This window comes from Ruegeria sp. CH2, assembly GCF_056537065.1.
The window spans coordinates 42,740-67,085 of the sequence record NZ_JBQFQV010000015.1 but is presented as its reverse complement, the minus strand read 5'-3'; the positions used below and the strand labels follow the sequence as shown (position 1 = coordinate 67,085).

Annotated in this window: 21 protein-coding genes; 10 read left to right on the top strand and 11 right to left on the bottom strand. The window is 57.0% G+C overall.

Annotation, left to right across the window (positions count from 1 at the left end):
• Window positions 1–147: 147 nt before the first annotated feature.
• Window positions 148–1,092 carry a PDR/VanB family oxidoreductase gene (locus ACR0M9_RS17535; RefSeq protein WP_480484327.1) on the bottom strand — a complete coding sequence of 315 codons (945 nt, stop codon included), beginning with the start codon at window positions 1,090–1,092 and terminating at the stop codon, window positions 148–150.
• A gap of 140 nt (window positions 1,093–1,232) precedes the next feature.
• Between ACR0M9_RS17535 and ACR0M9_RS17530 the strand changes: the two genes are divergently transcribed.
• From ACR0M9_RS17530 to ACR0M9_RS17515, 4 genes are all read left to right on the top strand, one after another.
• The gene (locus ACR0M9_RS17530) at window positions 1,233–2,138 is read left to right on the top strand and encodes a LysR substrate-binding domain-containing protein (RefSeq protein ID WP_480774219.1); all 906 of its coding nucleotides are present in this window, start codon (window positions 1,233–1,235) and stop codon (window positions 2,136–2,138) included.
• Window positions 2,139–2,241: 103 nt separating this feature from the next.
• Window positions 2,242–3,399, top strand: coding sequence for an aromatic ring-hydroxylating oxygenase subunit alpha (locus ACR0M9_RS17525; RefSeq protein ID WP_480488705.1), 1,158 nt, complete (start codon window positions 2,242–2,244; stop codon window positions 3,397–3,399).
• 133 nt (window positions 3,400–3,532) lie between these two features.
• Window positions 3,533–3,772: a hypothetical protein gene (locus ACR0M9_RS17520; RefSeq protein WP_480488707.1), complete on the top strand. Its 240-nt coding sequence runs from the start codon at window positions 3,533–3,535 to the stop codon at window positions 3,770–3,772.
• A 152-nt stretch (window positions 3,773–3,924) separates the two neighbouring features.
• The gene (locus tag ACR0M9_RS17515) at window positions 3,925–6,345 is read left to right on the top strand and encodes a GcvT family protein (protein WP_480539694.1); all 2,421 of its coding nucleotides are present in this window, start codon (window positions 3,925–3,927) and stop codon (window positions 6,343–6,345) included.
• On the opposite strand, the gene ACR0M9_RS17510 is transcribed toward ACR0M9_RS17515, so the two are convergent.
• The 3 genes from ACR0M9_RS17510 to ACR0M9_RS17500 all read right to left on the bottom strand — a co-directional run bounded on the left by ACR0M9_RS17510 (window position 6,342) and on the right by ACR0M9_RS17500 (window position 9,613).
• Entirely contained in the window at window positions 6,342–7,586 is a 1,245-nt protein-coding gene (locus tag ACR0M9_RS17510; RefSeq protein ID WP_480507925.1) for a molybdopterin molybdotransferase MoeA, read from the bottom strand. The genes ACR0M9_RS17515 and ACR0M9_RS17510 overlap by 4 nt on opposite strands.
• 184 nt (window positions 7,587–7,770) lie before the next feature.
• The gene (locus ACR0M9_RS17505; protein ID WP_480507923.1) at window positions 7,771–8,781 is read right to left on the bottom strand and encodes a D-cysteine desulfhydrase family protein; all 1,011 of its coding nucleotides are present in this window, start codon (window positions 8,779–8,781) and stop codon (window positions 7,771–7,773) included.
• Window positions 8,782–8,920: 139 nt separating this feature from the next.
• Window positions 8,921–9,613 carry a Crp/Fnr family transcriptional regulator gene (locus ACR0M9_RS17500; protein ID WP_267365173.1) on the bottom strand — a complete coding sequence of 231 codons (693 nt, stop codon included), beginning with the start codon at window positions 9,611–9,613 and terminating at the stop codon, window positions 8,921–8,923.
• A 185-nt stretch (window positions 9,614–9,798) separates the two neighbouring features.
• On the opposite strand from ACR0M9_RS17500, the gene hemA reads away from it, so the two are divergent.
• Window positions 9,799–11,022 (top strand): 5-aminolevulinate synthase, encoded by a 1,224-nt coding sequence (gene hemA, locus ACR0M9_RS17495; protein ID WP_480488712.1) that lies wholly within the window; start codon window positions 9,799–9,801, stop codon window positions 11,020–11,022.
• A gap of 53 nt (window positions 11,023–11,075) precedes the next feature.
• Here the strand turns inward: hemA and ACR0M9_RS17490 are convergent, their stop codons facing one another.
• From ACR0M9_RS17490 to ACR0M9_RS17465, 6 genes are read right to left on the bottom strand one after another with little or no spacing between them, the layout of a single operon-like run.
• Window positions 11,076–11,363: a cytochrome C oxidase subunit IV family protein gene (locus ACR0M9_RS17490; RefSeq protein WP_267365170.1), complete on the bottom strand. Its 288-nt coding sequence runs from the start codon at window positions 11,361–11,363 to the stop codon at window positions 11,076–11,078.
• Between the two features lie 5 nt (window positions 11,364–11,368).
• Entirely contained in the window at window positions 11,369–11,917 is a 549-nt protein-coding gene (locus tag ACR0M9_RS17485) for a cytochrome c oxidase subunit 3 (protein ID WP_480488714.1), read from the bottom strand.
• The gene (locus tag ACR0M9_RS17480; RefSeq protein WP_480616782.1) at window positions 11,914–13,836 is read right to left on the bottom strand and encodes a nitric oxide reductase activation protein NorD; all 1,923 of its coding nucleotides are present in this window, start codon (window positions 13,834–13,836) and stop codon (window positions 11,914–11,916) included. Before ACR0M9_RS17480 ends, ACR0M9_RS17485 begins: the two co-directional genes overlap by 4 nt.
• Before the next feature lie 9 nt (window positions 13,837–13,845).
• Entirely contained in the window at window positions 13,846–14,655 is an 810-nt protein-coding gene (locus ACR0M9_RS17475; RefSeq protein WP_480774218.1) for an AAA family ATPase, read from the bottom strand.
• 8 nt (window positions 14,656–14,663) lie between these two features.
• Window positions 14,664–16,031, bottom strand: coding sequence for a cbb3-type cytochrome c oxidase subunit I (locus ACR0M9_RS17470; protein ID WP_209507056.1), 1,368 nt, complete (start codon window positions 16,029–16,031; stop codon window positions 14,664–14,666).
• A gap of 16 nt (window positions 16,032–16,047) precedes the next feature.
• A complete protein-coding gene (locus ACR0M9_RS17465) occupies window positions 16,048–16,497 on the bottom strand; it encodes a c-type cytochrome (protein WP_209597154.1) in 450 nt (149 codons plus the stop codon).
• A gap of 264 nt (window positions 16,498–16,761) precedes the next feature.
• Between ACR0M9_RS17465 and ACR0M9_RS17460 the strand changes: the two genes are divergently transcribed.
• Complete coding sequence (locus tag ACR0M9_RS17460; protein WP_480488719.1) at window positions 16,762–17,868, top strand: Hint domain-containing protein; 1,107 nt, start codon at window positions 16,762–16,764, stop codon at window positions 17,866–17,868.
• Between the two features lie 27 nt (window positions 17,869–17,895).
• Here ACR0M9_RS17460 and ACR0M9_RS17455 read toward each other — a convergent pair whose 3' ends face one another.
• Window positions 17,896–19,092, bottom strand: coding sequence for an NnrS family protein (locus ACR0M9_RS17455; protein WP_480507911.1), 1,197 nt, complete (start codon window positions 19,090–19,092; stop codon window positions 17,896–17,898).
• A 243-nt stretch (window positions 19,093–19,335) separates the two neighbouring features.
• Between ACR0M9_RS17455 and ACR0M9_RS17450 the strand changes: the two genes are divergently transcribed.
• The 4 genes from ACR0M9_RS17450 to cobA all read left to right on the top strand — a co-directional run bounded on the left by ACR0M9_RS17450 (window position 19,336) and on the right by cobA (window position 24,343).
• Entirely contained in the window at window positions 19,336–21,012 is a 1,677-nt protein-coding gene (locus ACR0M9_RS17450; RefSeq protein ID WP_480484314.1) for a cytochrome D1 domain-containing protein, read from the top strand.
• Between the two features lie 124 nt (window positions 21,013–21,136).
• On the top strand, window positions 21,137–22,924 hold the full coding sequence (locus tag ACR0M9_RS17445) for a NapC/NirT family cytochrome c (protein WP_480774217.1): 1,788 nt from the start codon (window positions 21,137–21,139) through the stop codon (window positions 22,922–22,924).
• Between the two features lie 54 nt (window positions 22,925–22,978).
• Entirely contained in the window at window positions 22,979–23,380 is a 402-nt protein-coding gene (locus tag ACR0M9_RS17440; RefSeq protein ID WP_480488725.1) for a cupredoxin domain-containing protein, read from the top strand.
• 201 nt (window positions 23,381–23,581) lie between these two features.
• On the top strand, window positions 23,582–24,343 hold the full coding sequence (gene cobA, locus ACR0M9_RS17435) for a uroporphyrinogen-III C-methyltransferase (protein ID WP_480484311.1): 762 nt from the start codon (window positions 23,582–23,584) through the stop codon (window positions 24,341–24,343).
• The last annotated feature ends 3 nt before the right edge of the window (window positions 24,344–24,346 follow it).

Below are 24,346 nucleotides of genomic sequence, written 5' to 3'. Positions count from 1 at the left end.
GTTGCGCCCTTCAATTCGGGAAAACCTATGACAGAGGTTAGGGCAGCTCACCCAAGAATCCGACCCTTATGCTACTCGAAACGACGCACTCGGTTACTCGAAACATGTGTTAGCGAGAACAAGTAAAGGGCGTGATTGTGGTTCCTTCTACAGTTTCAATACCAATTTATCCGACTTGGCCCGCGAAACGCATGTGCACAGGAACTCATGCGTTTCCTGCTCTTGCGGAGTAAGTATACCGTCGCGATGATCAACTTCGCCGGAAACGACATCAACGATACAGGTTCCGCAAAGCCCTTCGGAGCAGCCGAAATCAACCTGCACACCATTGGCCTGCAAAACCTCCAGAATAGATTGGTCCTTTCCAACGGGATAGACCGCGCCGGTCGACTGGATCTCGATCTGGAAATCGGCGTTCGGGGCATGTTCAATGTCCGACGCGGCGGCGAACCGTTCAAAGTGTATCGCGCCGCCACGCAGCAAGGCACCCGCTTCCAGTACCGCATTCAGCATCGGTTCCGGGCCGCAGGTATAAACGTCTGCGCCCATCGGCATCGATTGCATGACCGATCTCAGATCGAATAGCCCGTCTGTGTTATCACAATGCAAATGATACCATTCATCCAGTCCAAGCGCCCGGAATTGCGCATCCATCGCCGCGTATTCTTTCGATCGAACAAGATAGTAGACACGAAAATCCTGCCCTCGGTTCAGCAACTCACGTGCCATTGCAACCAATGGTGTGGCCCCGATACCGCCAGCGATCAAAGTGACGTGTCGATCATGGCTTTCGAGTTTGAAATGGTTGCGGGGACCGCCGATTTCCACGGTCACGCCCTCTTGCAGGTCATGCATCGCCAGTGACCCGCCTCGCCCTTCGTCTTCGCGTTTGACGGCCACGTTGATCAGGCGTCCATCCTGGCTCCAGCTCCACAGCGAGTATTGCCGTATCAGACCGTCTTCAAGATGGATGTCCACATGCGCCCCGGGCTCAAGGCTGGTGAAGCGCCCGCTTTCGATCTCGAAGCAGAAATCAGAGGTGTCGGGGCTGAGTGGTGTTTTTCGCACAAGGCGGGCAACTTGAGTATCCATCACTTGTCCTGTTCGGTCTCACGTGGCGTACATTCTGCGTCGTTCAGCAAACAACAGGAAAAAAGATAGATTTCAATTGCAAAATTTCTAACATTCGGGTGAATTGAGCTCACCCAGAGTTCGAAAGCCAACAAATCTCCATGTCTCGACGCCACTACAACCTTCCTCCACTTACGACACTATCGGCCTTTGAAGCCGCCGCTCGGCATCTCAGTTTCAAAGAAGCCGCAAGCGAGCTTTCCGTGACGCCGGGTGCCGTCAGTCATCAGATAAAGGCGCTGGAAAGCGAGCTGGGCGCGGCACTTTTTGTCCGGAAACACCGCGGCGTGGAACTGACCGAGGATGGGCAAGACCTGTTTGAGGCACTCGGCACTTCGTTCCGGCAGATTTCAAAGGTGCTTGAAAAGATTCGCAGCAATGATTCCGAAAACCACGTAACCGTTGGGTCAACCACTGCCGTCGCCGCACTTTGGCTGTCGCCGTCTGTCATCCGGTTCTGGCAGGATTTTCCGCACGTGAAAGTGAACCAGATGGCGCAGGACAAGGCCTTCACGGACCGGCCGGATATCGACCTGTTCATCCGCTATGGCCGGGACGCCAACGCGCAACTCACGCACACGAAACTGTATCGCGATATCCTGACACCCGTTTGCAGCCCCCAGATGGCCGCGGACCTTAAAGGGGCCAGCCTTGAAGACCTCGTGCAGCGGCGGCTGATCCATCTCGAAACTCAGGACAGCACCTGGACGACCTGGTCATCCTGGTTCCACGACCTCGGGTTTTCTGGAGTTGTTCCCGTGGAATCGCGGGTGAACAGCTATGCGCTTGCCCTTCAGGTGGCGCGTAAAGGGGCGGGCCTTGCGCTGGGATGGAAACGTCTGGTCCAGCCCATGCTGGCTTCGGGGAAACTCGTCGCGCTGGAGGAATTCAGCCTGCCCGCCCCGGACAACTTCTATCTTGTCGGTCGCCCGGACGATCAGCTTTCGGAAGGGGCGCTGGCTCTCAAGAATTGGTTGCTCAACGAACTGTCTGAAGGTTCGGTTTAGCCTGCCTCAATTTGCCATTAGGTTTTTTAGTATTGAACGTAGGCGGCCTCAGCCGCCAATGGATGCAGCGATAAACTCATTCAAAATCACTCAGGAGTGGCCGATGAACAAGCACGCACCGCTTTCGTCTGTTCTGACACCGGTAAACACCGCAAAGGGTCTGCCGAACGAGCATTATATTGATCCCGCAGTTTTTGCCGAAGAACGGGATGCGGTCTTGTTTGCGAACTGGTCCGGCATCGGCTTTGGCAAAGACATTCCCGAGGCGGGAGATGCATATCCGATCGATTTCCTCGGTGTGCCGCTGTTGATGGTTCGTGATCGCGACGGTCAGATCGGCGTGTTCCAGAACACCTGTCGTCATCGCGGCATGATTTTGGTCGACAAGCCGCAAAAAATCCGCGGCGCGATCCGCTGCCCCTATCACAGCTGGTGCTACGGCCTGAATGGTGAATTGCGGACTGCCCCTCATGTCGGTGGCCCTGGGCAGAACACCCATGAGGATCTGGACTTCGCCGAGTTGGGCCTTATCCGCATCCGCTCGTATGTCTGGCGGGATGTTGTCTTTGTCAATGTCAGCGGCGACGCGCCGGAATTCGAAGATGTCCATGGCGAGTTGATGGAACGCTGGAAAGAATTCGATCAACCGATGTATCACGGTGGCGCTGGCGCATCGGTTTATCTTGAGTTGAACTCGAACTGGAAACTGGCTGTTGAGAACTACTGCGAAAGCTATCACCTGCCCTGGGTTCATCCCGGCCTGAACAGCTATTCGCGTCTGGAAGACCACTACAACATCAACGAACTGGGCAAATATTCGGGTCAGGGCACCTATGTCTACCGCCAGTTCGAGGGTCACGATGGCGAAAAGCTGGATGATTTCGAGAATCTGAGTGAGCAGTGGAATGACGGCGCGGAATATATCGTCGTTTACCCGAATACCCTGCTGGGTGTTCAGCGTGACCACGGCTTTGCCTTCCTCATCGATCCGATCACGCATGAGCGTTCGAACGAACGGATTGAGCTCTACTACGCCAAAAAACCCGAAGACGCACCCGAACACGAAGCGCTGCGTGCCAAGAATGCGCAACTGTGGAAAACAGTGTTCGAGGAAGACGTCTTTGTGGTTGAAGGCATGCAGAAAGGCCGTCACGGCGTGAAATTCGATGGCGGCCGTTTCTCGCCCGCGATGGACGGCCCGACCCATTGTTTTCATCATTGGGTGGCCACGCAAATCGAAAAAGCCCGCGCTGAAGTGTAAGCAATCCTGAAAATGTTGATCTGGTCAGGCCCTTCTGACCAGATCGCGGATCGGTTGTAACAACAGCAGACGGGACGGCGTTGCGTCTTTTGTCTCCTAGTGGACAGCCGGTGAATTCGCTGAAAGGGTCACAGTGGATCTGGACGAACTCGACAAACACCTCTTGCGGGCCCATGCGGAAAAAGATGTACCCGCATTGATCCGGCTGTATCACCAAGCGGCGATTCTCGCCGAAGAGCGCCAGCATCATGAAGCCGCGTGCTTCTATCTGACCCACGCATTTGTGTTTGCGCTGGAATACGGCGCGCCGGAGGCAGATGAGTTGAACCTGAAGTTGTTTGAACGTGGCCGCGCACACCGATTGACGTTCTGACGAGCTCATTTGCTTAAGCGTACCGCGACGCTAGGCAATTTTCAAAGTTTGAGTTTAGCTGACTTCATTCGATCTCGAATTTTGTCGACATTGTCGATGGGCCAGTCTTCATGAAAGAACAGGCGCGAACGAAAACGCGCGAGATAGCCAAAATGCGAAACGAAGCTCAGGCCGTGGTCATCGGCGGGGGAGTGATCGGGTGCTCGATCCTGTATCATTTGACCAAACTGGGATGGTCGGATGTTGTTCTGTTAGAGCGGGACGAGCTGACCTCGGGGTCAACCTGGCACGCAGCCGCCAACATTCACGGATTGCACGACAGTACCAATATCAGCCGCATCCAACATTACACGATGAGCCTGTATAAAGCGCTGGAAGCTGAAACCGGTCAAAGCTGCGGAGTATTCCAGCCCGGCTCGTTATACTTGGCCCAGACAGAAGAACGCGAACATCAGCTGAAGCTACAGGCCGCAAAGGCCAGGCTGTATGGCATGAATTTCTATGAGATCAGCATCGAGGAAGCCCAGAAGCTGAACCCGCTGGTCAATTACGAGGGCATCCGTTGCGTGATGTTCGAACCCGATGGCGGCAATGTGGACCCGTCGGGCGTGACCAATGCCTATGCGGTCGGCGCACGTCAACGTGGGGCGCAGATTCACCGTTTCACTCCGGTCACCGCAACCGAGCAGCAGGAGGATGGTAGTTGGATCGTCAGAACGCCAAAAGGTGACATCAGGACACGCTGGGTGGTGAACGCAGCGGGCCTGTGGGGGCGCGAGGTTGCTGCACTGGCTGGAATCGAACTGCCGCTGCAACCTACAGAGCACCAGTATTTCGTAACCGAATCCATGGCGGATGTGAAAAGCCACGGCACCCGCCTGCCGTCTGTGTCGGACCGGGATGGAGAGTATTACCTGCGTCAGGAAGGCAACGGCTTGCTGGTCGGCGCCTATGAGAAAGACATGAGGTTCTGGGCCGAAGAAGGCACGCCGCTGGATTTTGCCCACGACCTGTTCCCTGATGATCTGGAACGGATCGAAGAGAACGTGATGAACGCCATCGAACGCCTGCCCGCGGTTGGTGAAGCCGGGATCAAGCGTGTCATCAACGGCCCAATGATCTGGTCTCCGGATTCGAACGTTCTGATGGGGCCGGTGCCCGAGGTCGACGGCTATTTCTGCTGCAATGGTATCATCCCCGGCTTCTCGCAATCGGGTGGCATGGGCCTGATGGCAGCGCAATGGATCATCGAGGGTGAAACGGAATACGACATGTTCGCCTGGGATCTGGCGCGTTTTGACAGCTGGGCCACCAAGGCATTCACCAAAGCGCGCGTGGCAGATCAGTACAGTCATCGGTTCGCGATCCATTTCCCCAATGAAGAACGCAGCGCCGGTCGTCCGGCACGGGTTCGCCCGATCTATGAGGCGCAGAAAGCCATGGGCGCGGTTTTTGGCCTGAACGCCGGTTGGGAACATCCGCTGTGGTTTGCCGCAACGCCCGGCACCAAAGACACCAATGGCTTTACCCGTCAGAACTGGTGGGGACCGGTGGGCGAGGAATGCAGGATGTTGCGCGACCGTGCCGGGATCATCGATATCTCGAATTTCGCCAAATATGTCTGCAAGGGTCCGGGTGCAGCAGACTGGCTGAATGCCGTCTTTGCAAACACCATGCCCAAAACCGTTGGTCGGTCCTGTCTGACCCCACTGATTTCAAAGCGCGGCGGTATTGCAGGCGACTTTACCGTCACCCGCGTGGCTGATGACGAGTTCTGGGTGATCGGCTCGGGCATGGCAGAACGGTATCACAAACGCTTTTTCAAACAGGTTCCGCTGCCTGAAGGCACCGCTTTCGAAAGCAAAACCGAAGCGATGTGCGGCTTTAACGTGGCCGGGCCCAAATCCCGTGACATCCTGCAACGTCTGACCAACACATCGCTGGCAACCGAAGATTTCCCGTTCATGCGGTCCGCCAAGATCGAGCTGGCGGGAGTCCAGGTCCTTGCCCTGCGCGTCTCCTTTACTGGCGATCTGGGGTGGGAGCTGCATTGCGCCACCCAAGATCAAGCACGACTGTACAATGCCTTGATTGAGGCAGGCAAAGAGTTCGGGGCTGGCCCTGTTGGCAGTCGGGCACTGATGTCTATGCGGGTCGAAAAGGGCTATGGGTCTTGGAGCCGCGAATACAGCCCGGAATACTGGCCACATGAAGTGGATCTTGATCGCCTCTGCAAATTCGAAAAGGACTTCCTCAACAAGGCAGCTGCGCAGAAAGTATTGCAGAACCCAGCTCGGGAAGACCTGGTGATCCTGCACCTTAACGAAACGGATGTGACAGCGTCCAACGCGGATGCAACAGGTGGCGAGCCGATCTTCAAGAACGGTGAAGGGATCGGTCGGGTGACCTCAGGCACCTATGGCTACACCGTCGGAATGTCGTTGGCCTTGGGATATGTGAAAAATGCCCAGCCAGGTGATGAGGTCGAGGTTATGGTTCTGGGGCGCCCACACAGGGCCACAATCCTGCATGAACCGCCCTTTGATGCCGCAGGAAAAGCGCTTAGGGCTTAAAACCGCAATAGCTCAAGGCGTTGCCCTTCGGGATATTCCGTCACCTCTGCCGGGATGATCGCCAATCCATCCGCTTGTGCAAGCAAAGCAACGCGGCCACTGTAGGACGGCTCCATCAGACGCAATCGGGGCCGTCCGTCCGGTGTGTAACCGTCAATCTGAACCGGGCGATATTCCTGTCGGCCTGCGGTACGGTACAAAGGTTCCGACAGAACTGCCTGCACGGCTGCCTGCGGTGTGTGGTGCAGACCGGCGCGGCGCGCCATCATCTGCGATCCGATAATTTGCCAGGTCAAAAAAGCAGAAACCGGGTTACCCGGCAGACCGATGTAAAGCGCACGGCCACGCCGACCGAACATGATGGGCTTGCCCGGTTTCATTGCGACTTTCATCACATCCGTCACGCCACCGATCTCGGTGAACAGACGCGGCATATGATCTTCATCGCCGACAGAAACACCACCGGTTGTAATAATCAGGTCAGAGGTTTCAGTCGCGTCCAGCAAGACCTGTTTCAAAAGCTCGGGGTCATCTTCGACCTGCCCCCGGTCCGTGAGGTCAATCCAGGGTTTCTGCAACAGCGCAAGCAGCATGTAACGGTTCGAGTTATAGATCTGCCCCGGCCCAAGGGGCTCACCCGGTTGGCGCAACTCACTGCCGGTTGAAAAGATCGAAACCTTCAGCTTGCGGAGGACCACGACCTCGCCATACCCGGCGGAAGCAAGGGCTGCCACCTCACGCGGGCCAATCTCGCAGCCGAGCCGCAGGATCGGCGCTCCGGCATGAAGGTCTTCACCGGCACGCCGGATATGTTGCCCGGGCTTTGGACGGCGGCTGAAGCGGATTTGCCCCTCTACAACATCACAATCTTCCTGCATGACGATGGCGTCGTAATCAGAGGGAACGGGCGCTCCGGTAAAAATCCTCAGCGCGCTACCCGCAGGAGCAGCATGAGATCCGCTGTCCCCCGCCGCGATGCGACCCGCCACCGGCATCTGGAACAGGTCGGTATCGCCAAGATCGGCTGTTCGAACCGCATAGCCATCCATTGCCGAATTGTCGAAAGCGGGCATATCGACCTTGCTGAAACAGTCGCAGGCCAATACTCGCCCAATTGCAGCGGCCAAAGGCAGCGTTTCCGTTTCTGTGATCGGATCAGCAGCGGACAGGCCACGGAGCAGGGCCTCATCCACGCTCAGATACACATGCGCGTGTCGATCACAGCCGCATCCATCAGCCATATCCAGCCTCCAACTCTGCGAACATGCCTTCCATCCATTCTAAGGTGGGCTAGGCTCGCTCAACCGACACGACATCCGCGGTACTGTCATTGACATAGGTCACGTGAAACCGCGTCGCGCGCTTCGAAACGACGGGTTGGCTGGCCAAGCGCGACTTCCGCTATAGTGGCTTCTCGGATGGCTCTCAGGCCGGGAACAGCTCTTCCTGATATGCGAACAGCGCCGGTTGCCCACCCGTATGCAACAGCACAACTTTCTGGCCCTGTTGAATTGTGTCGTTTTCAAGTAATTCCAACAAACCTGCAAAGGTTTTGGCCGAGTAGACAGGATCCAGAAAAATACCTTCGGCACGCGCCATCTGTTCAAGCGCCCTCTGTGTGGACGGACCTATCCGCCCGTATCCAGGGGGCAATGCGCCGTCCCATGTGATGATGTCTTTCATGACCAGAGCCGGGTCAAACTTCATCATACCCGCCAACCGTTCCAATACCTTTTGCAACCGCGCATGTTGCAGGTGGCGGTCGCGGCGAACGCAGATGCCATAAACAGGTGCCGTGTTGCCAGCCAGCCGCAGCCCGGCCAAAAACCCGCCGTGGGTCGAACCGCTGCCGGATGGCACCACCGCCACGTCGAAATCGGCGATCTGATCCAGTAGTTCGGCAGCCCCGGCCACATAACCTAACGCCCCCAAGGGCGGATGATCGATGCCCAAGTGAATTACATATGGCTTTCGGCCCTCAGAGATCAGCTGATCTGCCCGCGCGTGAAGGGCATTGTCGGCCCCGGCCTCGTCTTCTCCGGTACCGTAGTGCATGTGCTCGGCACCCAGAAGCCGGGCCAGAAGTACATTTCCCGAGGAATAATAATGGTCTCCCATATCCGGCACACGCTCTTCCAATTGAAGCACGGCCTCCATCCCAAGCTTCGATGCAGCCATGGCAGCCGTGCGCACGAAATTGGATTGCACAGCGCCGGTGATCAGAATGGTATCTGCCCCCTGTTTTTGTGCCTCGCCCATATAGAATTCAAGCTGCCGGGTCTTGTTGCCGCCAAAGCTCAACCCTGTCAGATCATCCCGCTTGATCCACAGATCCAGACCAAGCTGGTCGGACAGACGATCGAGCCGTTCGACCGGCGTAGCAGCTGTCATCAGTCTCGCGCGGGGAAAACCGACCAGTAGCTGTTCAATCGTCATGTCTGTGTTCCATCAACTCACCCACTCAGGATCGCGCCCGATAGGGCATGTCCAGCAAGAATAGGAAGGATAGTGATTGCCGGAAAGATCGCAGACCGGGAATGGCCAGTTTACTGCACAGAGCAACGGCCACGCGGCTCTATTTCTCGCTCGGGTCGCTTTCCGCGTAATTCCGTAATACATCCATATCTGCAATTTCCGCGTGGTTTCGGTTGATCTTAACCCCGACTGGTTTCAACCTCGAAAAAGCGCGGCTCAGGCTTTCGGGTTTCATCCCCAGACGCCCGGCGATCAGCATCTTGTCATACGGCAGTTCAACTTCGCACTGGCCGGCATCGCAATCACACAGGTTCAGCAGGAATTCCGCGACACGCTGCGCACCGGTCTGGGCTTTTAGCTGTTCGAGCTGCGCCACCAGGGAATGCAGATGCGTGAATGTGGCCGCCAGAATGGACACGCAAATTTCCGGATCTTGCTTCATCAGCGACAGCAGCACCGGACTTGGGATGTGCATGATCTCGCAGGGGGATACCGCCTCGGCCGAAACGGGATAGCGCACATTGCGCAGCGCAACGGCTTCGCCAAAGCTTTCACCGCGCGTGAAAACGCTCACCACGGCTTCGGCACCGGTCGGGGAAATGCGAAACAGCTTGACCCAACCAGCCAGTACAACATGTACGGCCTTGGCCTCTTCCTCTTGCAGAAAGATCGTCTCGCCCCGGTCGTATTGCCGCCAGACGGCCTGACGCAGCAGAGTATCGACATGTTGCTCTGGCAGGCTTCGCAAGAGCAGTGACTGCCGCGCAATTATCTTTTGTGCCTCGTGTGACAAGAAGGCAGCCCCTTATTCGTCCGCTCCGGGAACACCCCCGGATGATCAACCCCGAGACATGCTATGCCAAAGCCAGCGCGGGGGTGCCACCCTTTTCTCGGTCTCCAACTTGACTATTGTCATGTAAGGGCGGGCGCCACTGGCATAGGTTCAACGAAATTTCAGTTATCCGGGGAGCACGCCAGATGGACTTCGAGCAATTTTTCAGCCAGAGCCTCGACACTTTGAAAGACGAAGGCAACTACCGGATTTTCATCGACCTGCAACGCCGTCGTGGCGCGTTTCCGAACGCGCGTCAAACCGACGGGCCGGTTCAGCGGGATGTGCGGATCTGGTGCTCAAATGACTATCTGGGCATGGGTCAGCACCCTTCGGTGATCTCTGCCATGCACGACGCACTGGATCGCTGCGGAGCAGGCGCTGGCGGCACGCGCAATATCTCGGGCACCACGCATGATCACGTTCTGCTTGAGGCTGAGCTGGCTGATCTGCATGGGAAAGAAGCCGCGTTGCTGTTCACCTCGGGATATGTGTCGAACTGGGCTGCTTTGGGGACATTGGCCGCGCGAATTCCCGGGCTGATCGTGTTTTCTGATGCACTCAACCACGCCTCGATGATCGAAGGTATCCGGCATTCGCGTGCCCAGAAGGTGATTTGGAAACATAACGACTTGGCGGATTTGGACGCCAAATTGGCCGCAGCGGATCCCGACGCACCCAAAATGATCGCATTTGAATCGGTTTACTCCATGGATGGCGATATCGCCCCCATCAAGGAAATCTGCGATCTGGCTGACAAATACGGCGCGATGACCTATCTGGACGAGGTTCATGCCGTCGGCCTTTACGGCCCGCGTGGTGGCGGGATTGCTGAACGCGATGGATTGATGGATCGCCTGACGGTCATCGAAGGTACATTGGGCAAAGCGTTCGGCGTGGTTGGTGGGTATATCGCGGCCTCAGCCGCGCTGTGTGATTTTGTCCGCAGCTTTGCCAGTGGCTTCATCTTCACGACTGCCCTACCCCCATCGATTGCAGCCGGCGCTGCCGCATCGATCCGGCATTTGAAGCATTCAAGTGCAGAGCGTGACTTGCAAAAGACCCGCGTGGCGCAGGTACGCGCCCGATTGGATGCCGAGGGCATTCCGCATTTGCCCAACCCCAGCCATATCATCCCGGTGATGGTTGGCGACCCTGTGAAGTGTAAATTCATTTCGGACACCCTGCTTGAGGAGTTTGGCATCTACATTCAGCCGATCAACTATCCCACGGTTCCAAAAGGAACCGAGCGCCTGCGGATCACGCCGTCACCCGTTCATACGGATGAGGATATCGATCATCTGGTGGGCGCCCTGTCGGCGCTGTGGCAGCGCTGTCAGATCGCGCGGATGCCAATGGCCGCACAATAACCTAAGCGTCCCTTTGCTTGGTAACCTGCCGTCCCTTTTAGGGGCGGCTTTTTTCAGATCAGGTAAAGTGCGAAGATCACAGCAGAGAAGCCCGTCAGAACCAAGGTGAAGCCACGCAGCCAGCCCGGGCTTTCAGCCAGGTCCAGATATCGGGCCAGAATCACACGGGTTTTGATCAGGGCAAGGAGCAGGATACCGCCTGCAATGAGTGCGTCAGGCGTTTTCATCAGGGTCAAAAGCGTTGAAGCCAGACTGAGCGCCAAAAGCGCCAGCCACGCGCCGGTGAGTGAGTTCGGACGCCTCCGGCGGGAGTATTTAGCAAAAGATGAAGTTGCCGGCATATTGTTTATCCCAGAAGATAAATCACGGGAAACAGCACGATCCAAACCAGATCGACCATGTGCCAGAACTGTGCGCCCGCCTCGATGTTACGAGGATCATCGCGCCACGCGACCAGCAACAGGATACACACCCCGGCCAGAACATGCGCCGCGTGAAATCCTGTCAGCAGGTAGTAGAACATGAAAAACGGGTGGGTTTCATAGGTAATGCCCTGCCCCGCCTTTCCAGCATATTCCACGCTTTTGACAACCAGGAATGCGATCCCAAGTACGGCCGCCCCTGTCAGGGCAAGTCTGGCCTTGAACCGGAATGCTGCGCGGCGCCAGTTCAGGGCCTGCGCGGCCAGGTAGCCAGATGTGACCAGTATTGCAGTGTTAAAGGCTGCACCTGTTCGATAAAGATGCGATTGCGCCTCGGCAAAGCCTGCAGGGTCGGTCAGGCGAACGCCCATGAACGCGATCAGCCCCGCACCAAAAACCAGCAGCTCACTAATAATCAGAACCCACATCAGCAATTCGCCCGGAAGCTCGTCGATGAAGGAGGTTTCGCTCATGCACCGACCAATTGGCGATATATTTGCGGCAACGCCATGGTCAGGCGATGCGGATCTGGGATAACAGCGAAACCGCCCTGTCCGAACATGCGGGGGAACCAGCTTTTGCCGGTTTTATCGATGGTGACGCCAAAAACCGATTGCCCGGCGCGGCGTGCCTCACGCACGGCCATGCAGGTGTCTTCAATACCGTGACGCCCTTCGTAATGGTCAAGGTCATTGGGTTTGCCATCGGTGATCACCAGCAACAGGCGGCGTTTGCGGGTCTGACTTGCCAGATCCTTTGAACAGTGGCGGATCGCGGCCCCAAGCCGCGTGTAGTGACCGGGTCGCAGTGACGCGATACGTTGTTCAACTTTGGCGTCCATCGGCTCATCAAACCGTTTGCATCGCTGGATATAGACGCGCTGACGTTTCAGCGAACTGAAGGCATGAATGGCGAAATCGTCACCGCAGGCGTTCAGGCCCCAGGCCAAAGCAGCCAGGGCTTCACGTTCAATGTCGATCACGGCGCGACCGGTTACGGCACTTTCAGTGGACCGGCTGACATCCAGCAGGATCGAGACTGCCAGATCGCGCGCCTCGGGGCGGGATTGTTGCCAAATGCGGTCGTTGCTTTCGCCACTGGCCATGCGGTCAGTTTCGGCGCGCACGGCGGCTTCGATATCCAACTGGTCACCGTCCAGATGGCCGCGTGTCATCACGCGTCCAGGGCGCAGCGCCTCGAACTGGCGTTTGACCGCGCGGATACGGCGGGCGGTGGCAGGGTCCTTGCCAAACGCGGCAGCATCGTCGCGGATATCCGCATCCGACAGCAGGACGTTGACGTGATCTGCTAGATATCGGCCCGAACGCACGTCCCATTCGGGATAAAGGATGCGACCGGACAGACGCTCCCGGTTCACATCCTCGGGTGCCAGATCAAGGTGCAGTTTCAGCCGCGTTGGCGGGGCTTTTGATATCTGACCCAGGCCAATCTCTTCCTGGTCATCGGCCGCTTTCTTGGCATTGTCGGGATCATCATCGTCGATGCGGCGGTTGATGTTCAGGAACTCGGCCCAGCTGAGGATGGCTTCGAACTTATGCAGAATGAAACTGTCGCTGCGCTCGGCCTGATCCGATTTGCGACGACGGGCGCGGTGGGTTTTCTCACCGGATTCCTCGGGTGGACCTTCAGTTTCGGGGTTTTCCACCTCGTTATGTTCGGAAAAGCCAACTGCGCGCAGTTCGGGCCACAGGGGAACCGGGCGCATAGGCTGATAGCCGCGAGGGGCGATCAGGTCCTCGTCCAGTGTCAGAAGCTGCTCGGCTTTCGCCGACAGCGGTTGAGGGTCACCCAACTTATGGCGGATCAGCTCTTCAACTGCGTCTTCAATCGGTGGCAGGTTGGGGATATCGCGCTGATGCAGCACGCCCTTGCAAAGTTCGGTGTAAAGCGGGCGCAGGCCGGGGGCGTCGTCCAGCGTCGTATCAACCATTCTCTGCGCAGCGATCAACGCGCGCAGGTCGGCGCGCAGCGGATCGTCTTCATCAATTCGCGTTCCCGCATGGGCAGCCGCAGCGGCCAGCCAGACATACAGCGCGCCATTGGCTTCGCGCGCAGGAAAAACCGCCAACCGGTCCGGCAAGCGCAAGACTTCGCCATCAAACGAAGCGCGCGGCATCAGCTCCACTTCGGTCGCCAGACGCCGACGCCAACTTAGGCGGTGATGTGAAACCTCGGGCGAGACCGGGCGCAATTCTACGCCCGGACCACCGCCCAGCCCTCGAAAGAGGACGGCCAGCCGCCCCGCGACCTCAGAGAGGTCGACCGCGGCTCCATCGTGCACCTGGGGTGCATCGAGGCGGCTGGCAAGGGTGTGCCACAGTTTCCCGATCGTTTCTTCGGGTTCCCATGGCTCAAAATCGATCTTGACCATCGGCCGGCCTCACCCAAAGACAGCCGTAACAAGATCGAGGAGCCCGCGTTTGATATCCTCGTCATCTGTCAGAGGTTCGATCATGGCGGCAAGGATGGCGCGGTCGGTGGACATTCCTTGTGCGATCAGTGTCGCGGCATAAACAACCAGTCGGGTGGAAACGCCTTCCTCAAGATCCTGACCCTTGAGCCCGCGCAGCTTACCCGCCAGCCGCACCAGCGGCTTGCAACGTTCCAGCGGCAGACCGCTTTCCTGTGCAACCACTTCGGCTTCCATCTGCGCGGACGGGAAATCAAACTCCAAAGAGATGAAGCGTTGCCGAGTCGAAGGTTTCAGGGTTTTCAGGATATTCTGGTAACCGGGGTTGTACGACGCCACCAGCATGAAGCCATGTGCGGCCTCAAGCTCTTCGCCGGTGCGGTCGATTGGCAGGATGCGCCGGTCATCGGTCAGCGGGTGCAGAACGACAGTCACATCCTTACGGGCCTCGACCACCTCGTCGAGGTAGCAGATCGCGCCTTCGCGCACTGCGCGGGTCAGGGGGCCATCGACCCAGACGGTTTCCCCGCCTTTCAGCAGATAACGGCCAATCAGGTCAGCAGCCGCCAGATCATCATGGCAGGCTACGGTATAAAGCGGGCGGCCAAGTTTTGCGGCCATGTGGGCCACAAAGCGGGTCTTGCCGCAGCCCGTCGGACCTTTCAGCAGAACTGGCAAGTCGTTGTTATAAGCCGCGGTGAACACATCGCATTCATCGCCTTGGGGCAGGTAGAAGGGGGCGTTTGCCGCCCCCTCATTCAGTTTTATGGAGCCATCCATATCCATCATCACTCCGCAGGGGTTTCGGCGGCGCCGGGTTCAATAACTTCTTTCCGGGGAACCCAGATCGAGTAGATGAACAGCAGCGCGCCAAGGACCACGACGATACCGGAACCCAGACGCATCCAGTAGAAGATTGCGATCTGGTCTTGTACGTCCATGAAGTAATCTCCGACCACACGTTGCATGTGCGTCTGCACGGTTCCGCCGAAGGTCAGCACGAAGGTCATAAAGACCATACCGCTGGTCATCAGCCAGAACGATCCCATGTTCAGCACCTGATTGTAAGGATCACGGTTCTTGAGGATCGGCATCGCATAGCTGAAGATCGCCAGGTTGAGGCAAACATAGGCTCCGTAGAAGGCCAGGTGACCGTGGGCCGCAGTGATCTGTGTGCCGTGGGTATAGTAGTTTACCCCGTGCAGCGTATGCAGGAAGCCCCAGACACCAGCACCGAAGAAGGCAAGCGTTGCGCAGCCCAGCGACCACAGCAAAGCGGCCTTGTTGGGATGGTCACGACGGCCTTTCCAGACCATGACGAAGGCAAAGGCCATCATCGCGAAGAACGGGATCACCTCGAGGCTTGAGAAGATCGACCCAATCCACTGCCAGTAACCGGGGGTGCCGATCCAATAGTAGTGGTGACCTGTTCCAAGAATTCCCGAGAACAGCGCAGCGGCCACGATGACATAAAGCCATTTTTCGACCACCTCACGGTCCACACCGGTCAGCTTCAGCATCAGGTAGGCCAGGATCGACGCCATGATCAGTTCCCACACACCTTCGACCCACAGGTGGACAACATACCACCAGTATTGCTTGTCCAGCGACAGGTTGCCCGGGTTGTAGAAGGCAAACAGGAACAGCAGCGCCAAACCCCACAGACCCAACAACAGGATGTTGGTGATGGCAGTCTTCTTGCCTTTCAGAACGGTCATCGACACGTTGTAAAGGAAGATCAGCGCGGCAACGACGATACCGGCCTTGACCCATTTGGGTTGCTCAAGGAACTCGCGCCCCTCTTTGCCCAGCAGCCAGTTGCCTTCGAACAGGTTGAAGACATAGGTCAAAACCACGCCCAACGTACCGACCACAAGAATGATCAGCTGCAAATAGGCCAGCTTGGGCGAATGGATTTCACGCTCGGCCTCTTCCGGGATCAGGAAATAGGCCGCCCCGAAGAAGCCCAGTATCAGCCAGACAATCAGCGAGTTGGTGTGCAGCATCCGCACGATATTGAACGGCAGAAGCTCGCTCAGGAAGTTAGGCGACACATAGATCAGACCGGCCAGCAGGCCGCCGATCACCTGGATCGCGAACAACGCCATGGCTACCGCAAAGTAGGCATAGGCGATTTTTTGGGATTCATATTTCATTGCTCCATTCCCCTTCTCAGCCAGCCTCGTTGGGCGGCCAGTCCTGAGCATCGATATTGTCCGTCCAGATCAGGAAGTTGGTCAGATCCCGGATCTCTTCGTCGCTGAGGTTGAATTGCGGCATCTGCCGACGACCGGGAATGCCGGTGGGTTGTGCCTCCATCCAGCCCTTGAGGGATTCAAAGGCCGATTCCGGGTCGTCCAACACGCCCCAACGTGTCATCACATTGCCGACTTCAGGGGCAAAGTACGCCCCTTCGCCAAGGATCGTGTGGCAGTTGATACAGGCGTGTTTTTCCCAAACATGTTTGCCCCGAACCACACTTTCGTCGAGCTTCGCGGCATTTTCGGAATTGACGATATACAGGTGTGAATGGGCTGATAGAGCCAGAAAGATGAGGATGAAGAACAGTGACCCGCCATAGAATATGTTGCGAGCCATGCTCTTTGTCATGACTTCTCGCATCGCGCTCTCCTTTGCGCAGATTAGCTAGTACAGGCAACATGACGTGCGGGTCACAGGGCTGCCTTAACGAAAGTCAAGACTTCTAAAGTATCCTCAGGAACGAGATCAGAGATCCGCAAACACCGAGAATAACGAAATGACCTTAGGGTCGCCTTGAAATCTGAGGCAATTGTGAACACTTTCGCGTCGACTTCTTGATATACCGGACGTAATCAACCACCTGAGAAAAGGTGAAAATTCCGCTTCAAAGATTGATGGGCAAAAATGGCGAACTATTCCTATATCGGTTATACACCCGGTGTCATCACGGTGAATACGATTGGGCCGGACACGGTTACGTTGGATGTCAATTTTGATCCCGACACGGATCGTCGTTTGTTCAGCGTGACTGACGCAGCCGGTGGTTTTATTCAAAACGGCGGCGGACCACCTATCCCCGATACAGGGGATGTTTTCAACGGTGACCGCTTTGACAACGAAGACGGTGATGACCTGACGCAGACCGGTACTATCACCACCCTCGATGGTTCGACCACCTTTCTAAGCGGCCCAATATACCTGGAAGAATCCTACGTTCTGTCCAAACCAGGCGGGGGCACAATTACTGTATATCGCGTCGAAGTTGACGGCGTATTGGGCGGCTATATTACCTCTGAACCTCTTGTGCCCGGTACGACCTACTCGATGAACATCGTGAACGTCACGCCGACCAATGCGCCCGACACAACTGACCCGGCTGCCATCATTGACGTGCCGTGCTTTACTGCCGGAACACTTATCATGACGCCAGAAGGTCCGATGCCCATCGAGGATCTGAAGGTGGGTGACATGGTCGTGACTGCCGACAATGGACCGCAACATATACGTTGGATCGGAAAGCGAAATCTATCGCATGAGGAGCTGGTGAAAAAACCCAAGCTGCTTCCAATCCTCATCAAAGCCGGGGCCTTGGGGTGTGACTTGCCAAAACGCGACCTGCTTGTTTCGCCACAGCACCGGATGCTGGTTCGATCCCGGATCGCCGTCAGAATGTTTGACGCAGAGGAAATCCTAGTCCCCGCGCGCATTCTTACTGCCAGCCCCGGTATCAGCGTTGCAGAAGACACTGTGTCAGTCACGTATTACCATCTTTTGTTCGACCGCCATGAAATCATCTTCGCAGAAGGTGCCCCGTCGGAAAGCCTTTTTGTCGGCGCACAGGCTCTGTCCAGCGTTCCCCCAGAAGCAAGGGCAGAAATCTTCGACCTGTTTCCGGAACTAGAGACCCCTTGGCACGTTCCTCAGTCTGTGCGGCACATACCTGAAAACGGAAGACGCGCTCGTGCGCTCGTGTCCCGCCACGTAAAGAACGAACGCCCCTTAATATTCTGAACTGCAATCCGCGCTTAAGGTTCCGTGTCAGCCGTGCTTTGCTGCGCGCGGACCCGTCAGCGCTGGCCACATGGAAAACAGATACAACCCGATTGCGGCAATCCATAACCCGTCAGCCGTCAGCATGGCGGTCATATATCCACCTGCTAGCCCGGACCCCAGCCAGCGGACCAAAGCCGCCGCCGCCATAAGCCCGTATCCGACCGCCATGGGCGACGGAGCAACAAGGGGCCGGCCACTGTGGCCAAGGGCGGCGCGGCTCATGACGGCAAGGGTCATGCCACCAACGCACCCGATCCCCAAAATGTGCAGCGCGCCGATCTCATTGCCATATCCGGTGACGGCAGACCCCCACAGCAACAACCCAAGGGCCAGCATCATCAGGCCCAGGTGCAAAGCAATCAGGATCGGCTGCCGCAACGCCCAACCCGCTCTCCACCGTGCCATGCGCATCAGCTGGGCGCCGCCCAGCAACAACGCGCAGATACCCGCCAAGAAAACACTGCCCAAGGTCAGAACCAACAACGGCAGCACAAGGGCAAGCGCCATCACGGCCTTTTCCAGCGCCGCGTTTGAAACCGGCCACAGGGCTTCGGGAACACCGTCGCGTTTCATTGCATTGCGCGTAAAGGCCGGAGTAATACGTCCCCCCAGTATCGCTATCATTGAACACAAGGTCAGCAGCCCTGCTCGCACGCCGGTATTCAACGTGTCTGCGGCGACACCTATCCATTCCAGATGAACCATCAGGTTGGCCACCCACACCAAACTCAGAAGATACAGAAATATCATGTTCTGTGGCTTGGGCCTTCGTACCAGCTGGCTGGCAATTTTCAGGACAAGAATCGGAACAAAGCTCAGGTCAACAATCGCGACGGTAATCGGAGAGAGCGATCCTGAAAACCACACCGCCAACCGCCCCGCCATCCAGATCAGCGCTACGATCGTGACAAAGCGCGCCCGCACTTCGGGCGTGCCGGTCCAGTTCGGAACCGCGGTCAGAAAGAACCCACCCAGTGCTGCCGTTGCATAACCAAAAATCATCTCATGGGCATGCCACATGACCGGGGGCATTCCATAACTTTGCTCGGCATAGGGTAAGAGCCCATCCAGTGAGGCCAGCCAAACACCCCAGGCGACACCAGCAAACACACCATAAAGACCGGCAGAAAGGAAAAATACCCGAAAGCCTTCGCTGAAAATGCGCGATATTGCAGATGACATGCCTGCTCTCCATGGCCCATCTCGTCCTTCAACAAGCAGTACTGTCCGACGGGATTCGGGCACTTAACCGAAATCAAGACGACAAAAACATGTGCGAAAAAAACAGGTTTTATTGCTGAAATCTGCGTCTGGTTTTTGCCCAAAGAACGAAGTTAGCGCCGCGCCCGTTGACTTTGGTCAAGGATGACAATCCCGTGATGGATCAGTCTCCGCATTGCCTCACCACGCAAATGGAGAGTGATCATGTCACTTGGAATCAGCTACAACAAGACCGGCCGCGCTTTTGGGGTCGGATTGGCAATGTTGTTGGGCAGCGTCGCTGCTCCAGCTTTTGCCGACGAGCCAACGCTTAGCGACGAAGCCTTTGAAGCTTCGAAACAACTGTACTTTGAACAATGTGCAGGCTGCCACGGGGTTTTGCGCAAAGGCGCTACCGGAAAAAACCTGGAACCACATTGGAAGAAGACCGCAGCCGACGGCACCGTAACCGAAGGCGGCACCCTGAAACTGGGTCAGGAACGCCTAGAGAAAATTATCGCCTGGGGAACTGAAGGCGGGATGAACAACTTCTCGGACATCATGTCCGAGCAGGAAATCAAGGATATGGCGACCTACATCATGATGGAGGCCCCAAAGCCGCCTGAAATGTCGCTGGAGCAGATGAAGGCAACCCGCAAGGTTTATGTCGAAGAAGCGGATTATCCGACCGAGCCGCTGCACGGCCGCAACTGGGAAAACTTCTTTGTCGTCATCGAACGCGATGTGGGCAAGGTTGCCGTCATCGACGGTGACACGAAAGAAGTGCTGACGCATATTCCGACCGGCTATGCCGTGCACGTCCTGAAGGCTTCGGAACATCACAACATCACCGAACCCGAAACACCTGGACGTTTCTGGTACACAATGGGCCGTGACGGCAAGATGACCAAGATCGACCTCTGGCAAACGCCGGACAAGATGCTGGTATCGGAAGTCAAGATCGCCTATGACGCGCGCGATGTCGCCGTGTCCGGTGACGGCAAATACGTCATCGGTGGTGGGTACTGGCCGCCTCACTTTGCGATCGTTGATGCGCAGACCATGGAGCCGGTCAAAGTCGTTTCGACCCGTGGCACAAACGTAGATGGTGAGTATGTGGAAGAAGCCCGTGTGGCCGCTATCTACACCACGCCGAACGAACCCACCTGGATCGTTGCCGTGAAAGAGCTGGGTCAGCTTTGGCAGGTTGACTACACCGACCTCGACAACTTGCGGATTGACAAGATCAACTCGGCCAAGTTCCTGCATGACGGGTTCTTCGACCCGACAGGCCGGTACTTCCAGATCGCGGCAAACGCATCGAACAAGATGGTCGTTGTCGATACCGAAACGCACAAGCTTGAGGCTATGATCGACACCGCTGCCCTGCCGCACCCCGGCCCGGGCGCGAACTGGATTGACCCGAACTGCGGACCTGTGGCGGGCACAACCCACCTGGGTGTCGGTACCGTGACAGTCTGGGGCAACGACCCAGAAGGCCACCCGGATCAGGCGTGGAAAACCTGTTACGAGGTGGAAACCGACGGCCCCGGCCTGTTTGTCCGCACCCACCCGAACTCGGATTACATCTGGGCTGATCAGACCAAACACCCCGAGCCGGAAATTCAACAATCGGTTCAGGTCATCTCGAAAGAGACAGGCGAGATCGTGAAAACCATTCAGATCACCGAAGACGAAGGCAGCGCCGCTGTTCACTTCGAATTCAACGCCGATGGTACCGAGGTTTGGGTTTCCAAGTGGAACCTGTCGGACTCGAAGGAACCCAACGGTCAGATTGTGATCTTCGACGCCAAGACATTGGAAGAGATCGGTCGGATTGACGGACTTTACGCGCCAACCGGCAAGTTCAATGTCCACAACCGGTCGAACCACGTCACCTGAGGGGTTCGCAACCTAAACCGGAAAGGGCGGGCCCCTCGCCCGCCCTTTCCTCGTTTGACAGATCCGCCAAACTCACCGGCCTGCCACCCAAGGCCAGACAAGACAGCCAAAACGGAGCCCGGATATGACTTCCGAACCGGATAAGAAAAAACCGATCTGGCGCCGGTATTTCCTGTGGGGAATGCCCGTGGCCGGCATTGCTGCGGCCTTTGCCGCCGGCATCATCTTCTGGGGTGGGTTCAACACCGCCATGGAAGCCACAAATACCAAGGAATTCTGTGTCTCGTGCCACGAGATGCGGGATTTTGTTTATGCGGAATACCAGGGCACGATCCACGACGTGAACCGTTCGGGCGTTGGTGCGGTCTGCTCGGACTGTCACGTACCCAAGGACTGGACCCACAAGATCATCCGCAAAATAAAAGCCTCGAAAGAGCTTTATGGAAAGGTGGTCGGTACCATCAACACCCGAGAGAAATTCGAAGCCAAGCGCATTCATCTTGCCATGAATGAGTGGGAGCGGATGAAATCAACGGACTCGCGTGAATGTCGAAACTGCCATGACTTTGAATCGATGATGCCTGAATTCCAGCGTCCGCGTGCACGTCAGCAGCACCTGAACGCAATGGAAACCGGTCAGACATGTATCGACTGCCACAAGGGCATTGCACACTCGAACATCCGAGACCGCGCATCCGACGAATATCTGGAAGAGCTTGAAGCGCCAAATCCGGCCTTCATTCGACCAATTCCGCCAGAATACCTTGCCAGCCTTGAACGGATCGAAGCCAAGGAAGCTGCCGAGGCCGAGGCTGAGAAAGCTGCAAAGAAAGCCCAGCAGGAGGCCGTTCAGGCCCAGATTGCGGCAGCAGTTGACGCCGCTGTCGCGGAAGAGCGGGCAGCGGCTGCAACCGATGGTTCGGCAACACCTGCCAGCAGTGAAAGCGGCGATGTCGGTGCCAACATCGACTGGAATGCGGTGGCCAGTGCGGACTTGAAACTGTTCTATCCAGGCCAGGCGTCGTTTGAATGGGTGCAGAACGGAAAAACCCATGGCGGGGCCCGTCCGCTGACCAAAGGTGGCGATCAATGTTCGACCTGTCATGCCAAGGAACTGGATGCGATTGGTAACAAGATCGTTGCCGGTGGCGAGTTGGAACCCACTCCGATCCCCGGCAAACGCGGTGTGATCGACGCAACCGTTCAGGCGGCACATGATGACGAAAACCTGTACATCCGTCTGCAATGGCCGGATGTGGGGCACAACCCTGCTCCGTTTGTCGATGGCGGCAAAATGGATCCTGAAAACCAGATCAAGGTCGCTATGATGATCACTGGAACCGGTATCGAACTGGGCGATCAGGTCGGGTGCTGGGCGTCGTGCCACGCCGACAACACCTATATGCCCTTTGCGCCTGAGGCCGATGCAATTGCCGCAATCGGGGATGTTTCCGGTCGCCTGACCGCTCAGGACACCGTGACCAAGTACCTCAGCGAAAGCCGCACCGAGATCGAGATCAAAGGTCGAGGCGGCAAGGCTTTGGGCGGTTGGGACAAGTTGCAGGCCGCCGAACAAATCGAGCAGTATCTGGCTGACGGTACCTATCTTGACCTGATGCGTGTCTACGCGGACGGCAGTGCCACAAATGGTTATCTGCTGGAACAGCGGGTGGTCAATGATGGTGAGATTGCAGCCTCGGCAAACCTGTCTGGTGGCATGTGGACGGTTGTTTTCACACGTCCGCTGAACTCAGGCGCACCCGGCGATGTTCCGCTGGAGGCCGGTCAAACCTATACGGTCGGTTTTGCCATCCATGATGACTTTGCCGCCGCACGGTTCCACCACGTAACGCTGGATACCAGCCTAGCGCTCGACGACGACAGCGCGTTTATCAACGTGGTCAAGCAATAACAGTTTGGGGCCGGTTCTCCCGGCCCCAATTACTTTGGAAAGGAGACATGGACCATGAAACCCCACCGCCTTCTTCCCGCGCTGCTGCTTCTTGCCGCGCCAGCCTGGTCAGATGAAACCGCCGAGATCTGCGCCGAAGCCGAAGAACGTTATGTCGAGCTGTTCGGCCACCCCTCGGCCTCGGTCGAGGACGCCAAAGTGGTTTTGATGTACAACTACAATTTCTGCCCGTTCGAACTGACCGTAAAGGCAGGTACAACTGTCCGATGGGTGAATGTCGACAAGCGCACCAGCCACAGTGTGTTGCTGAAAGATGGCAGCGAACCCGAAAGCGACCGGTTGTTCCCGGAAGAAACGGTTGAAATGACCTTCCTGACACCCGGCCCTCAGGATTATCTCTGCGGGCCCCATTGGGAGACACAGAACATGATCGGGGTGATCACTGTCGAGCCCTGATCCCGGGTGTTTTCATAGGCTGAACAGAGGGGCGCGGGCGCAAATCCCGCGCTCCTTAACTTATGTCAAGGAGGTTGGTTTTCGATTGCGCCAATCTGCCCTCATGACACGCCCGGCCTACCCAGCAACGTCCCGCAAAAGCATTGGATTCGCGCAGGAAACCCCGGGTTTCGAAGACATTCAGACCCAGCGAGTTTGAACATGAGCGGTAAGGTTTTTCTGATTGGTGCAGGCCCCGGCGACCCCGAACTGATGACGCTGCGTGCCCTGCGAATGCTGCAGGAAGCAGATGTGGTGGTCTATGACAGGCTGGTGTCTGCTGATATCCTGAATCTGCACGCCGAAGGCGCGCGGCTGATCCCTGTTGGGAAAGCGCCCAAATGCCACACCGTCCCACAGGACCGGATCAACGAAATCCTTCTGGAAGAGGCCAGCGCAGGTCACACGGTCGCCCGTCTGAAAGGTGGCGATCCGATGATCTTTGGCCGCGGCTCGGAAGAAGCCGCTTATCTGATGGCCCATGGCGTGGCAGTCGAATACGCACCGGGGATCACGGCGGCGCAGGGCGCGTCCTGCTCGACCGGCGTGCCACTGACCCATCGCGGTCTGGCCACCTCGGTTCAATATGTTACCGGACACCGGCAGGCAGACAAAGTGCTGGACCTGGACTGGAAACGCCTGGCCGACCCGGACACGACACTGGTGGTCTATATGGGTGTGGCCAATATCGGCCAGATCGCCATGGGGCTGATGACCGAAAACCTGCCAGGATCGACGCCGGTTCTGGCCATCGGAAATGCGACGACACCTGATGAACGCCGGCTGGTGTCACGGCTGGACCAATTGGCCAACGACGTGCGCACCTCCGGGTTGAAGGCACCAACGCTTTTCATCATCGGCAAAGTTGTCTCACTCTACGCCGAACAGCCCGTGGCGAACATTCTGGAACGGGCTCATGGCTAAGCT